Annotated in this window: 13 protein-coding genes; 11 read left to right on the top strand and 2 right to left on the bottom strand. The window is 44.5% G+C overall.

Translation table 11 applies throughout. The annotated features are described in order from the left end of the window. Positions 1–666 precede the first annotated feature (666 nt). The 6 genes from CSV68_RS13665 (at position 667) to CSV68_RS13640 (ending at position 5,164) form a co-directional block, all read left to right on the top strand. Positions 667–1,011 (top strand): lmo0954 family membrane protein, encoded by a 345-nt coding sequence (locus CSV68_RS13665; protein WP_099662407.1) that lies wholly within the window; start codon positions 667–669, stop codon positions 1,009–1,011. 15 nt (positions 1,012–1,026) lie between these two features. Next, positions 1,027–1,659 (top strand): PspA/IM30 family protein, encoded by a 633-nt coding sequence (locus CSV68_RS13660; protein WP_099662406.1) that lies wholly within the window; start codon positions 1,027–1,029, stop codon positions 1,657–1,659. A gap of 50 nt (positions 1,660–1,709) precedes the next feature. Next, the gene (liaF, locus tag CSV68_RS13655) at positions 1,710–2,411 is read left to right on the top strand and encodes a cell wall-active antibiotics response protein LiaF (RefSeq protein WP_099662405.1); all 702 of its coding nucleotides are present in this window, start codon (positions 1,710–1,712) and stop codon (positions 2,409–2,411) included. Continuing rightward, complete coding sequence (locus tag CSV68_RS13650; protein WP_099662404.1) at positions 2,408–3,451, top strand: sensor histidine kinase; 1,044 nt, start codon at positions 2,408–2,410, stop codon at positions 3,449–3,451. Before liaF ends, CSV68_RS13650 begins: the two co-directional genes overlap by 4 nt. Next, a complete protein-coding gene (locus tag CSV68_RS13645) occupies positions 3,426–4,058 on the top strand; it encodes a response regulator (protein ID WP_099662403.1) in 633 nt (210 codons plus the stop codon). The genes CSV68_RS13650 and CSV68_RS13645 overlap by 26 nt, the downstream gene beginning before the upstream one ends. Positions 4,059–4,333: 275 nt before the next feature. After that, positions 4,334–5,164, top strand: a complete 831-nt coding sequence (locus CSV68_RS13640; RefSeq protein ID WP_099662402.1) for an undecaprenyl-diphosphate phosphatase — start codon at positions 4,334–4,336, stop codon at positions 5,162–5,164. Between the two features lie 562 nt (positions 5,165–5,726). Here CSV68_RS13640 and CSV68_RS13635 read toward each other — a convergent pair. Continuing rightward, the gene (locus CSV68_RS13635) at positions 5,727–6,464 is read right to left on the bottom strand and encodes an MBL fold metallo-hydrolase (protein WP_099662401.1); all 738 of its coding nucleotides are present in this window, start codon (positions 6,462–6,464) and stop codon (positions 5,727–5,729) included. A 405-nt stretch (positions 6,465–6,869) separates the two neighbouring features. On the opposite strand from CSV68_RS13635, the gene CSV68_RS13630 reads away from it, so the two are divergent. The 5 genes from CSV68_RS13630 (at position 6,870) to CSV68_RS13610 (ending at position 12,296) form a co-directional block, all read left to right on the top strand. Then, positions 6,870–8,066: a class I SAM-dependent rRNA methyltransferase gene (locus tag CSV68_RS13630; protein WP_099662400.1), complete on the top strand. Its 1,197-nt coding sequence runs from the start codon at positions 6,870–6,872 to the stop codon at positions 8,064–8,066. An 83-nt stretch (positions 8,067–8,149) separates the two neighbouring features. Continuing rightward, positions 8,150–8,536 carry a hypothetical protein gene (locus CSV68_RS13625; protein WP_099633923.1) on the top strand — a complete coding sequence of 129 codons (387 nt, stop codon included), beginning with the start codon at positions 8,150–8,152 and terminating at the stop codon, positions 8,534–8,536. Between the two features lie 16 nt (positions 8,537–8,552). Beyond that, positions 8,553–9,047 (top strand): DUF1648 domain-containing protein, encoded by a 495-nt coding sequence (locus CSV68_RS13620; protein ID WP_099662399.1) that lies wholly within the window; start codon positions 8,553–8,555, stop codon positions 9,045–9,047. 91 nt (positions 9,048–9,138) lie between these two features. Beyond that, the gene (locus tag CSV68_RS13615; RefSeq protein ID WP_099662398.1) at positions 9,139–10,869 is read left to right on the top strand and encodes a DUF2207 domain-containing protein; all 1,731 of its coding nucleotides are present in this window, start codon (positions 9,139–9,141) and stop codon (positions 10,867–10,869) included. Between the two features lie 23 nt (positions 10,870–10,892). Next, complete coding sequence (locus CSV68_RS13610) at positions 10,893–12,296, top strand: cryptochrome/photolyase family protein (protein WP_099662397.1); 1,404 nt, start codon at positions 10,893–10,895, stop codon at positions 12,294–12,296. Here CSV68_RS13610 and CSV68_RS13605 read toward each other — a convergent pair. Next, a complete protein-coding gene (locus CSV68_RS13605) occupies positions 12,293–13,174 on the bottom strand; it encodes a MerR family transcriptional regulator (protein ID WP_158233528.1) in 882 nt (293 codons plus the stop codon). The genes CSV68_RS13610 and CSV68_RS13605 overlap by 4 nt on opposite strands. Positions 13,175–13,219: the final 45 nt, after the last annotated feature.

Here is a 13,219-nt window from a genome sequence, read left to right as displayed (position 1 = left end):
GTCAACCGAGTTTCTAGATTGGGTAAGATACGCAATTTATCATTCTTAGAACCACAACCAAAATAAATAAAACTTAGCAGCGCAGGCACAACTGCGGGGTAGGCCGTGGCCGGGAGACAACTGGCAGCACCACCGCCAGCTGGCTCCTGGCTGTAGGCAATCCCCCACGTGCCTGCGCGAGTCCAGAAAGCAGACACTCACTAACTTCAGTACCCAACCACCAGTCGAGCAACGACCCCAACAAAAGTGCCAAAGACCCGCAGCCGCCTAGTCTTTCCGTCAACCGCGTTTCTAGATTGGGTAAGATACGCAATTTATCATACTTAGAACCACAACCAAAATAACTACCACTCAACAGCGCAGGCACAACTGCGGGGTAGGCCGTGGCCATGAGACAACTGGCGGCACTTTGCCAGCTGGCTCCTGGCAGTAGGCAATCCCCCACGTGCTTGCGCGGGTCCAGAAAGCAGACACTTACAAACTTCAGTAAACAACAACCAGTCGAGCAACGCCCCTAACCACATAGTCATTCCAACAAAACAGTTCCCAGCTGCGATACCTACTCACACTCAGCCTAAAGTCTGAGTAAGAAATCCGCTATGGGACCGTCGGAGAAAGCCGAAATTCATTATAAACTAAGGTTACAAATGAAGGGAGGACATCAACATGAAAAAACTTGGACTACTATTACTAGGAATTGTGGCAGGTTTAGCCCTAGTGCTAAACGTTGGCCCCATCATCGCTTTAGCAGTTACCGGAGCGATTGCACTTGTCAGCTACCACTACTGGAGAAAAAGCCACTCGATGTTCGCGAAAGTATTCTGGATGACGATCTTGATCATCAGTGTAATCAGCTCGATTTCAAACATCGGTGCATTCATCGGGATCATCGCATTGGTTGGAGTCTATTATGTATATCGCAAATGGAACGACCGCAATGTCCATCCGAATGTCATCTCCAATGACCCGTTCACAAACTTCGAACGCCAGTGGAATGAACTTACAAAATAAAAGGAGAGATGCAATATGAACGCATTTTGGCACAAATTGAAATATACGGTACAAGAAGATTTGAATAATTTGATGGATAAGCCGCAGAAGAAAGAAAATCCACTTGAGTTACTGAATCAGTATTTCCTAGATGCGCAAAAGCAAACAGCGGAAATCGGTAAGTTGCTTGAACGCCAAGGAAGACTGAAAGAAGAATTGGAAAACGAATGTCAGGATGCGGATTTGATGGCGGTAAAACGTCGTCATCAGCTAGAACTCGCTGAAGCGACAGGAGACGCAGAGTTGATTGCGTTTGCGAAAGAAGAAGTAGAGGCATATGAAGGACGAGTTGCCCGTTTGTCTGCGAGTATCCAAGACGCTACGCAAGAATTGCTGTCATTGGAACGGAAGTTTGAAGAGATGAAGCACCGCGTGAAGGATATGCGTGTTCGCCAGTTGCAATTGATGGGCAAAGAGAACGTGACGCGTGCGCAGGAAAAGATGGATCGTTTCGTCAAGCCGGATCAGTCATTCTCCACACTTGACGACTTGCATGCATACATCGAAAACCTTGGCGGTGGCACGAGAACGCCACAATCGCACTCGTCAATGGAGCAACGTTTAGATTCATTAGAGAAATCTAACGCAAAAACGCAAGATATTGTGTAAACTATAAGAGGAAGCATCGCGCTTCCTCTATCGAGAAGGGAGAGAATGGAATGGCTAAGAGGGATTCTACTAAAGTTTCGGTATACTTACTTGCTCTTTTGGCAATTGCTTTCGTCGAATCCATGTTGTTTTCAAACGGTAATTTCATCTTCCTCCTTCTCGGTTGGGGATTTCTCGATTATGGTTATCGAAAACGCGGAAAATGGACAGCAATTACAGGTATCGTCTTCATCGTGATCGCGCTTTTGACGTTATGGAGTGTACGTCTGCTGATTTTAGCAATTGTCTTGTATATTATAATGAAGTTATGGAAAGGCACACCGGCCAGTGAAGTATTTGGTGATTTGCAAAAGCCCCGAGTTAGACGATCGCAAGGTATGTGGAGAAACCGCTTATTCTCGGTCCAATCCACACCATTTGCGACGTATGAGTGGGAAGATATGCATCTGCAAGGGTTTTTCGGTGATGTACATGTCGATGTGACGGATACTGTATTGCCTAAAGGGGCTTCCTTTATTTCGATTCGGCAAATCTTCGGTAAAGTGCGTATTGAACTGCCTTATGACATCCCGGTGCGAATTCACTATGCCACATTGTATGGTGAAGCAAATCTTTTAGGTATGGCCCCACAGCAATTATTCAATGAAACGATACAGGAACATGATGGCTATGAAACGAAGCGATCGAATGATCCCGAGTTGATTATATCGGTGTTTACTTGGATTGGCGATGTGGAGGTGCGTAGAAAATGAAGGCAATCATTGGTCGCACCATTCTCTTGACGTTGACGTTTAGTACGATCGTCGCGGTCTTTTTCTATTTATTCATTGATGTATCCATCGCTGAATATCAAAGGTTGCTACTCGATACGGAAGCTGCGGATATGCCGTTGCTTGTCTGGTTATTCACAACGATTTTCATCATCAGCTTAGGAATTGCAAGCTGGATTAGCCTAAACAGCAGAACGAAAGAGAACATCATTATTGGGAAACTACAAGATTTGTATGCTAAACAGGAATTTACGAGCTCGAATAAAATGAAAAAACAAACGAATCGTTCCATTGAACAGCTGTATGAAGTACTCGAAGCCCAGCGAAATAGTTTGCGTAAGATTACGGATGAGCGAGTAGAGACACAAAATAAAATTATTCAGGAACGAATCGTCCAAGAACGTCAAAGGTTGGCGAGAGAGCTGCATGATTCTGTGTCACAACAATTGTTTGCGGCGTCCATGCTGTTGTCAGCACTTGCGGAACAGGCGGAAGAAGGTCCAATTCGTAAGCCGTTACTGCAAGTGGAGCGAATGGTTCAGCAAGCACAACTAGAAATGCGGGCGTTACTTCTTCATTTACGTCCGGCTGCACTGCATAACCAAACGCTTGCGAAAGGTCTCGAAGAGTTATTGAGCGAATTACAGGAGAAAGTAACGTTTGATATTACACATCGTTTAGAAGACATTGAGCTATCTAAAGGCGCGGAAGATCATTTATTCCGGATTGCACAAGAAACGTTATCGAATACACTTCGTCATGCCAAGGCAACGGAAGTAGAAATTTTATTAATCGAACGGGATGGATTGGCGATTTTGCGCGTGCAAGATAATGGCGTTGGATTTAAGCAAGATGACGGCAAAGGTGGATCATATGGTTTACAGAATGTGAAAGAACGTGCAATTGAGATCGGCGGCAGTTGTAAGATTGTCTCGGTACCGTCTCAAGGAACGATCGTAGAAGTGAAATTACCGATTTTGAAAGGGGAGCTGGCAGATGATTCGAGTGCTGTTGGTAGATGATCATGAAATGGTGCGCATTGGCGTATCGACGTATTTGCAAATGCAACCGGATATCGAAGTGATTGCGGAGGCGGAAAATGGTCAGATAGGTGTCGTGAAAGCACTGGATTTACGTCCCGATATTATTTTGATGGACATGGTCATGCCGGTTATGAACGGTGCTGAGGCGACGGCTGCGATTATCGATAAATGGCCGGAAGCGAAAGTCATTATCGTCACCAGCTTCCTCGATGATGATAAATTATATCCCGCACTTGAAGCCGGGGCTGTCAGCTATATTTTAAAGACATCCAATGCGAAGCGCGTGGCCGACGCTATTAGGGAAACGATGAAAGGGCAAACTGTGCTCGAGCCCGAAGTGACTTCTAAAATGATGACAAAAATGCGCGGTGGTCAGACGCATGCATTGCATGAAGATTTAACCGATCGTGAACTAGAAGTGTTATTATTATTAGCTAAGGGTAAATCCAATCAGGAAATTGCGGATGAACTATTCATTGCATTAAAAACTGTTAAGACTCACGTTAGTAATCTATTATCTAAATTGGAAGTCCAAGACCGCACTCAAGCGGTTATTTATGCGTTTCAAAATAAATTAACGGATTAATAGTCTACAAGTAAAAGCTACGGCATATTAGTAGATCAACGATAAAACTGTGGATAAACAGCGATTTTAATTGGAATAGTCTGAAGTTACGAACTTCTCCACAATCTATCCACGTACTATGTGTATAAGTATTCAGTTATATGCAAAAATAAAAAGTATGCACATGTGGATAAAAATATTCTGTCGGAAACTTATCCACTGTTTGTTACGTCATGGTAGACTGGATAAAAGAAAATAGAATAGCAGAAGGGTAGCCTTCGCGGAAAGAGAGTCATATGGAATTATTTGATTTAATTAAAGCGTTAATATTAGGGTTCGTAGAAGGAATGACGGAATTCGCGCCCGTTTCTTCGACTGGTCATTTGATTATTGTCGATGATATGTGGCTGAAGACGGAAGAATTTCTCGGGAAATATCCTGCAATAACATTTAAGATTGTCATTCAGCTAGGTTCAATTTTGGCTGTAGTCGTGGTTTTTTGGAAACGGTTATTTAGTTTAGTCGGTTTGTATAAAGTGGATAGCGAAGTCAAAATGAGCGAGCGTTTCAATTTGCTACACGTCATCGTTGGTATGTTGCCAGCTGTGATTTTTGGCTTTGCGTTGAAAGATTTAATTGATGATTATTTATTCGGTGTGGAAACGGTTATTTTTGCGCTAGTCGCAGGTGCGGTGCTGATGATCGCGGCAGATAAGTTTGGACCGAAAAATCCACGCGTGCAAACGTTGGATCAGATTACATATAAACAAGCATTCACAGTTGGACTGGTTCAGTGTTTGTCGTTATGGCCAGGATTTTCACGTTCGGGTGCGACAATTTCCGGAGGTGTATTGTTCGGAATGAATCACCGAACGGCTGCTGACTTTACGTTCATCATGGCGGTTCCGATTATGATGGGCGCAAGTCTAGTGTCGGTATTAAAGAACTGGGAGTATATGTCGATGGATGACATCGGGTTTTACGTGGTTGGTTTCTTAAGTGCATTTGTGTTCGCACTAATTTCAATCCGTTTCTTCCTGAAGTTAATTTCAAAGGTCAAGTTAATGCCGTTTGCGATTTATCGTATTGTGCTGGCAGCGATCTTGGCAGTGATTGTGTTTTTATAAGAAGTGAAGCGACCTTTGTGTAAGTGGCAGAGGTCGTTTTTTGTGGAATGAAATTCAAAGGCTGGCGTAGGATACGGTAGGGGATTTGCGCTCTAGGCGGACTCGTGTCTTATGGGTGGGCGGTGAACCACACCCTTCCGCTTCGCTCCGTTGGGTATTTCACCTGTCCCACTGATCCTCCTAGAGTCGCCGCCTGCCGCTTCAATCCTTTGCAATATCAGTGGGTTATAGTTATCAAAGTTCATTAAAGTTAGTGTTGTAATCATTTCTGTTTTTGACCTTAGATTAGTTTAAGGAAAACAATAATTCACTTTCTACTGGCAGTAAGTGACCCACATTCTTCTACTATCTATGTAGGATTGCAACGGAAGATAGGGGCGACTCCCGATGGATCAGCGCGGGCCTTGAGACCCCGCATTGATGCCTTAATTTCTGCAAAGTACACAGAAATACGGCAAAGCTAACCCTTCGCTGTTCGCTTGTCTCAAGGTCGCGCCCATGGGAAAGCGTCCCCTATCTGGAGTTGCAATCCCTTCATACTCACCAGTTTACTGTTCCAGTTTTAAAGTACTGTATACCTTTTTCCTACTTCTGCAATTTCCGTTAAACCGCTGAACGTTTTCTCCGCTTCATTCAATATCTCATTAATATCACCATGATGTGGCAGATGGGTGAGGACGAGTTGTCCCACGTCTCCTTGCTGTGCCATGTTTCCTGCTTGGCTACCTGCCATGTGACCTGGTGATTTGCCGAGGTGTTCTTCGTATAGATTGGCCTCGCAGAATACGATGTCTGCGTGTTGCGAGAACGTCACGAGCTTGTCGGACCATTCCGTATCGGCCGTGAAGACAGCTGACTTGCCGTCTACTGTGAACTTCATTGCGAGACAGTAGACAGGATGGGTGGTTGGACAAAACGTAACAGTGAACGGTCCGATTCGAACGGATTGGTTTTCTTGAATTTCGATACCTCGCGTTTGCTCTTTATACGACAACTTCGCAAATTGTTCCTCGTCCTGCGCATGTCCGTAAATCGGCAGTGGAGGGGAAGGTTGTCCAAGGTAGTACTGAATCAATCGGCTATATTGCAGGCTTCCTATGTCTGCGATGTGATCGGCATGATAATGGCTGATGACAACGGCGTCGAGTTGGTCGAGTTCGATGTAGTTTTGCAGGGAAGATAATACGCCACTGCCACAGTCGAATAGGCAATGGAATCCTTCGTGTTCAATGAGAAATGAAGAGGTGGCGCTGTTCGCTTTCGGATAGCCGCCCCAGATGCCTAAAGGGATGATGTTCATGTGAATTCCTCCTGTTTGCTTATTTTAGTACTTTCATTGTAAGTGAAGGGTGTGTAAATGTCGTGAAAGTAAGTGTTGTTTTGAGGTGTGGACTCCAATCGCCACCTTTCACTTTTGTGTCATCCAGTTCCAACGGCTAGGATCTCGGGTCATAAGTCGTGCTGGTCGTGAGGCAAAGGGCGCCTCAAGTCCAGCCCGTCTTATGCCTGTCGATCCTGACGAGCCGCTTTCACTTTTGTGTCATCCAGTTCCAGCGGCTAGGATCTCGAGTCATAAGTCGTGCTGTTCGTGAGGCAAAAAGCGCCTCAAGTCCAGCCCGTCTTATGCCTGTCGATCCTGACGAGCCGCTTTCACTTTTGTGTCATCCATGCGATAATAGAGAAAATACACTTTGAGGATGACGATATGAGTAAATTAGTTGAAATACAGTTAAATGCACAGGGCACGGTGGCTTTGAAGAAGGGGTATCCGTTGATTTTGAAGGATGCTGTGATGAGTAGTGAGATTCAGGCGAAGGAAGGTAGTTTGATTCGTTTGACGGATCGATACCATAAGTATTTGGCTACGGGTTATTATGGAATTCAAAATAAAGGAATCGGCTGGGTGCTGACTTCGAATGAAAAAGAAGAGATTGACTTTGATTTCTTTGATCAGAAAATGGCGACTGCTTTTGAGCGTCGTGACGCGTATATGAAAGATCCGAATACGACGGCTTTCCGTTTATTTAATGGAGAAGGCGACGGAATTGGTGGCGTGACGATCGATTATTTCGATGGTTATTATATGGTCAGCTGGTACAGTGAAGGCATTTATGCGTTCCGTCACCACGTCTATAATGTGTTGGATAAGCGTGGAGGTTACAAAGCGGTTTACGAGAAGAAGCGTTTTGATTCACAAGGGCAGTATGTGGAACAGGATGATTTCGTTCAAGGAACACCTGGAGATTTCCCGATTATCGTCAAAGAGAATGGTATGAACTTTGCGATTGATTTGAATGATGGCGCCATGACAGGAGTTTTCCTTGATCAGCGCGATGTACGTGAAGCGATTCGTGACAATTATTCGGAAGGTCGCGAAGTGTTGAATACGTTCTCTTATACAGGAGCGTTTTCGGTTGCAGCGATTTTAGGTGGAGCTAAGAAAACGACGAATGTTGATTTGGCGAAGCGTAGTGTCGCGAAGACGATTGAGCAGTTTAGCGTGAATGGCATTGATTATGAGCAGCAGGACATTAAAGTAATGGATGTCTTTGACTATTTCCGTTATGCGAAGCGTCATGACATGAAATTTGGACTCGTTGTACTCGATCCGCCGAGCTTTGCGCGTTCGAAGAAGTATACATTTAGTACAGCGAAGGATTATCCTATGCTGATGAAAGAAGCGATCGCGGTTACGGAGAAGAACGGTATTATCGTAGCTTCTACTAATAACGCAAGCTTCAGTATGAAGAAGTTTAAAGGTTTCATTGAGCAAGCATTCAAAGAGACGGATATTCGCTATAAAGTACTGGAAGAATCCTCGTTACCAAGAGACTTCCGTACACCACGGGACTATCCTGAATTTAATTATTTAAAAGTCGTGATTGTGCAGAAGTTACGTTAATTCGTCACAAAAACGTTGGGTGACACTGTCAATATTTCCTAGTACGATGGATCTAATGAAGTCGTGAAACGGGAGGAAGACATATGAAACAACTACTTGCGCTGTTGGCTGTGGTGTCCGTCTTAGTACTAACTGGCTGTTCCAATGTGTATAGCCAGGAAGACGGCTATCGCATGGCAATCATCAATCAAGGGTTTCCTGTTCCGAAAGAAGCGTATGAAGTGAAAGCAGAGGATTGCATAGGAGAGATTTCCAAATCGGCAAAGTATAAGCTAAAGGGAATCGGTGACGCAGACGGCAATCCGCCAGATCATTATTTGCGTACGATCGAGGAATGGGGCTGGGTAGAGATGGTGGAAGACCGTAGAGGATCCATCCATTTCTATGAGAAACAAGGCAAGATTATGTCGCTCAATATTAAAGAGAATGTCTTTGATGTATTTGAAATGACGAGCGCAACGGAATCATAAGTAAGGTGGCGAGAGTATGGAGATGAAAAAACCGAAGCTAGACATAGAGAAACCTGCTGTTGCAAAAGCGTTCGATGTGTTGGTTATCGCTTTATTCGCTGCTTCTCTCGTCTATTTAGTGTTGCAGTGGAATCAATTACCGGATCAAATTCCTGCGCATTTTGGTGCGGATGGGGAAGTGGACCGTTATGGGTCGAGAATGGAATTATTGCTGTTACCAGTCATTGGTATCGTTATGTGGGTAGGGATGTGGATGCTAGAGAAGTATCCGCATGCATATAACTACTTGAATTTGCGTCCTGATAACGTAGAAATCCAGTACCGCTATGGCGTGGTATTTATGAATGTAATGAAAAACATTTCGACACTATTATTTGTTTTTCTCATATGGCAGACAACCAATATCGCCTTGGCTCGAATCGAATCATTGAATATGCCGATTTTTATCACGATACTCGGGTTATTATTCGGTTCGATGGGTGTTTATTTTTATAAAGTAATGAAACTGTAGAGAATAGCTGTATTGTATTCCTAAGATTCTGCCAATAAATGAATCTATTGATCACCTCTTATCGTATACTCCTGATAAGAGGTGATTTTTTATGAAATGGAAACTGTTACTCGTCGCTTTACTAGCTTTCCTAGTTCTACCGACGACAGCTGGGGCTGTAGATTTCAGCATTTCGGATGTGAAAATCAACGCGCAGTTGGAACCGGATGGGACTGTTCAGGTGAAGGAGCAGCATACGTATGATTTCGATAGTGAATTTAACGGGATTATTCGTGAAATTCAACCGAAACAAGGAGCATCAATTGAAGACTTTACGGCTTCTGAAAAGGGGAAAGCGTTAGAGATTGAGAAGCGTGACGCGGAATATCGTGTGCACCGCAAGGGAGACAGTGAGGTCATTGTCTTTGATTTGCAGTACACGATCCGCAATGGAATGGAAAAGTATAACGATGGTGCACAGTTCCACTGGCCATTTTTTGACCGTCGTAATGAAACCGATTATGGCAATATGACAATTACAATTATACCTCCTAGTCAAGCGTCTGACGTGATGTTTATCGGCTATGACAGTGCAGAAGAGACAGGGGAAGTACAACCGGATGGAACAGTCATATTTTCATTGGGAGAAGTTCATGCAGGAGACAATGGAGATATTCGCGTTGTCTACGAGCCGTCTTTATTCCCAGCGATGACTGTAGTAGATGGCGACATCCGTCCAACGGTGAAAAAAGATCAGGAAACAGCAGCTATGCTACGTCAGGAGTTCAGTGAGAAACAACAGATGATCGGCACTGTGGGTAGTGTTAGTGCAACGGCGGGTATTTTTGGGGTTGGTTTGATTGGATTTTTTGCGAATGCTAGAAGGAAAAGATATGTGAAGGAAGCATACTATCAAATGGAGTCGAATGGTTTCTACGTTCCAGCGAATGATATGAGCTTACCAGCAGTACTTCTTTTCAAGAATGGAGTGGCTTCCGTCGAGCTGATGTCCGCGGCGCTGCTTGATCTCGTTCGGAAAGGGAATGTGAAGCAACTATCCGATGAAGAGTTTGAATTGGTCGATGCGAACGTTAAGTTAGAACATGAGAAGCAACTAATTCAGCTGTTATTTTTCCAAATTGGTCATGATAAAAAGTTCACATTGAGTGAGTTGAAAAGTTACACAAAAGAAGAGAAGAATTATGAAGCGTTTGATAAGAAATTTGTCGCATGGAAAGATCTTGTAAAAGCAGAATTGAATGAATATGAAATGAAGGTTAAGACTACGAAAGAACGTGTAATCCTAAGTTTAATTGGTGTACTTGGAATTGGATTCGCCATCTCCTTTATCTATTATGAGTTATATTTACAGCTAGTTATAGTGGGAATTTTGACGTTGGTTGCATTTGGATTCGCATTGTTTTATAGTCCATATAATTATGAAGGGACTTTGCGTAAACTCGAGTGGGAGCGAGTAGGTCAATGGATGAAGGAACTAGATACGAAGAAATGGGAAGGGTTATCCATTGATGATCGATTCCGTGTGTTGATTTACGGAGTGGGCGTGAAGCACCCTGAACTGGACGCGTATTATAAGGACTTCGTCAGCGCGCAGAAGCAGCTTGATCAAAATCGCACTCGTCATGATGAAAGATACCCACATGATACAGCAGACACACAGTACGGAAGCTCCTACTACGGAGGTGCCGTCTACAACCCTGTATTCCTTGCAGGTTCATTCAACCAAGCGTCATCCAATGTATCGAATAACGCTCCAAGTAGTGATAGTAGCAGTGGAGGCGGAGGAACCGGTGGCGGTGGCGGAGGATCGGGTGCGTTTTAAAGTAAGTAAAAGGAGGGAACAGAGTGAGTAAAACAATAGTTTGGTTCCGAAAAGATCTGCGTTTGCATGATCATCCCGCATTGGTGGAGGCGGCAGCACATGGTGAAGTGTTGCCCGTTTTCATTTTGCCAGTAACGCGTCACGCAGCATCGGATTGGTGGTTACATCACAGCCTGCTGGAAATAATCGAGCGCTTTGCGGAGCAGCAAATCCAGTTCGTCGTTAGACAAGGACAACCTGTTGAACAGTTGATGAAGCTAATAGATGAAAGCGGGGCAGAACAGCTTGTTTTCAATGAATTATATGATCCGGAAAGCCGTGAAGCAGAACGTGAAGTAGCGGAGGCTTGTGAGAAAAGACGAGTTCAAGTGCGTTCATTCCAAGGGGCACTACTCGTTGCGCCCGATGCGATTTTTAATAAAACGAATCAGCCATATAAAGTATTTACGCCCTACTGGAGGCGACTGCGCCAAGAACCCATCGCGACACCGCTTGCTACTCCTGAATTCGTGTCGTCTACTACTACACTACAATCTTTGTCTTCAGATGAATGGAGACTGTTATCGGATTTCCCTTGGTATGACAAGCTCGCAAGCTATTGGCAACCTGGTGAAAAAGCTGCAATGGAATGTTGGGAAACGTTCCGAGATAGTGGGTTATACGACTATTTAATAGAACGGGATCTTCCAGCACAATCTAGTGTCTCGCGTATGTCACCTTATTTGGCATGGGGTAATGTTAGCGTGCGTTCGCTATGGTACGGTGCGTTAGTTGCGGCGGAGGACGTTGGTGATCAACAAGTGGAAGCTTTTATTCGACAATTGGCGTGGCGCGACTTTGACAATTACCAGCTACTGTATTTTCCTGAGATGTTGACGAAACCTGTGCGGCCTGAGTTTGAAAATTTTCCGTGGCAACCAGCCGACGGTCAGCTTGAGGCTTGGAAAACAGGGCGTACCGGTTATCCGTTAGTTGATGCCGGGATGCGTGAACTATGGGAAACAGGCTATATGCATAACCGTGTACGGATGGTTGTGGCTTCTTTTTTGATCAAGCATTTATTGATCGATTGGCGTGAAGGTATGGCGTGGTTTGAAGAGACGCTGGTAGACTTGGATTTAGCGAATAATGCGATGGGATGGCAATGGGTGGCGGGCAGTGGTTTTGATGCTTCGCCGTATTTTAGAGTGTTTAATCCGATCCTTCAGGCGAAGAAATTCGATGGAGATGCGCAGTATATAAAAAAATGGCTGCCCGAGTTAACGGACATGCCAGTAAAGTATGTATTTCAGCCGGCGGAAGCACCGATTGATGTGTTGGAATCGGCAGGCGTTACGATAGGCACAACCTATCCGGCTCCGATCGTTGATCACCAAGCTGCCCGTGCGCGTGCATTGGCAGCATATGATACATGTAAAAACTCTTAAATCTCATCAATCGACTCCAGCAGACGGATATGTTGTAGATGTAACCGATCCGCCCAAATGATTGCCCCGTATCCACCTAGATAAAATTCAGTATCGGGATGTTGGCCTGCAAACTCGTCCAACTCCTGGATCATCTGCGGATCTTTCTCAAACGGAAACGTAGTGGATGCTGACAGCAACACTTTGACAGGCTTTATCTTTTCTATAAGAGACTGGATAGCGCCTGGAGCAGGTGAAGATCCAATCATTGCTGTGCGCCAACCGTCGAGCATGAGTTGCAGTAGAAAAATATGCACTGGGATTTCATGTGATTCATTCGGAAGACACGCGCCAAGCAGTATAGGCGAGTCTTCCCGGTATTGAAAATTGCGACGTAGCTGAACGAGCTGATCCCGCACGACCAAACTCGACAAAGCTTCCTGATATTCATCCCATTCACCACTAGCCCAGTGATCGCCTACTTGCTGTAAGAATGGAATCACGATTTGCTGCAGATAGTGTTCAAGTCCTAATCGATGATAGGCCGCTTGTAAGGAGAAGTTTAATTCTAGCTCATCACAATTTTTACCGTGGCGCAATAAGTCGCTCAGTGTATCTTCCAAATAGTTGTTTTCAGAATTCGATGGAATAGTGGAGTTTTTTTGAGACTTTGCCATTTCAGCTGCTTGTGATAGCGCAAAACCCTCTTCTGCATAGCGCTTCATCAGCAAAAATAACCGAATGTCCTCATCATGATAGACTCGATAGCCATTATCGAGACGCTGTGGAATTACGATATCATAGCGCTCTTCCCACTTCCTCAAGACTTGCCTCGACAAGCCTGTTTGATCTGCAACCTGTTTAATGGTATACGTAGGGGTTTCAGACGACGGCTTCAAAGCAATCAACCTTTCTGTGTACTAAAATTAGCGATCAACTATCGC

The organism is Sporosarcina sp. P29, from assembly GCF_002743265.1.
Taxonomy (GTDB): Bacteria; Bacillota; Bacilli; order Bacillales_A; family Planococcaceae; genus Sporosarcina.
The sequence above is the reverse complement of the archived record's forward strand: the minus strand, read 5'-3'. Positions and strand labels throughout refer to the sequence as shown.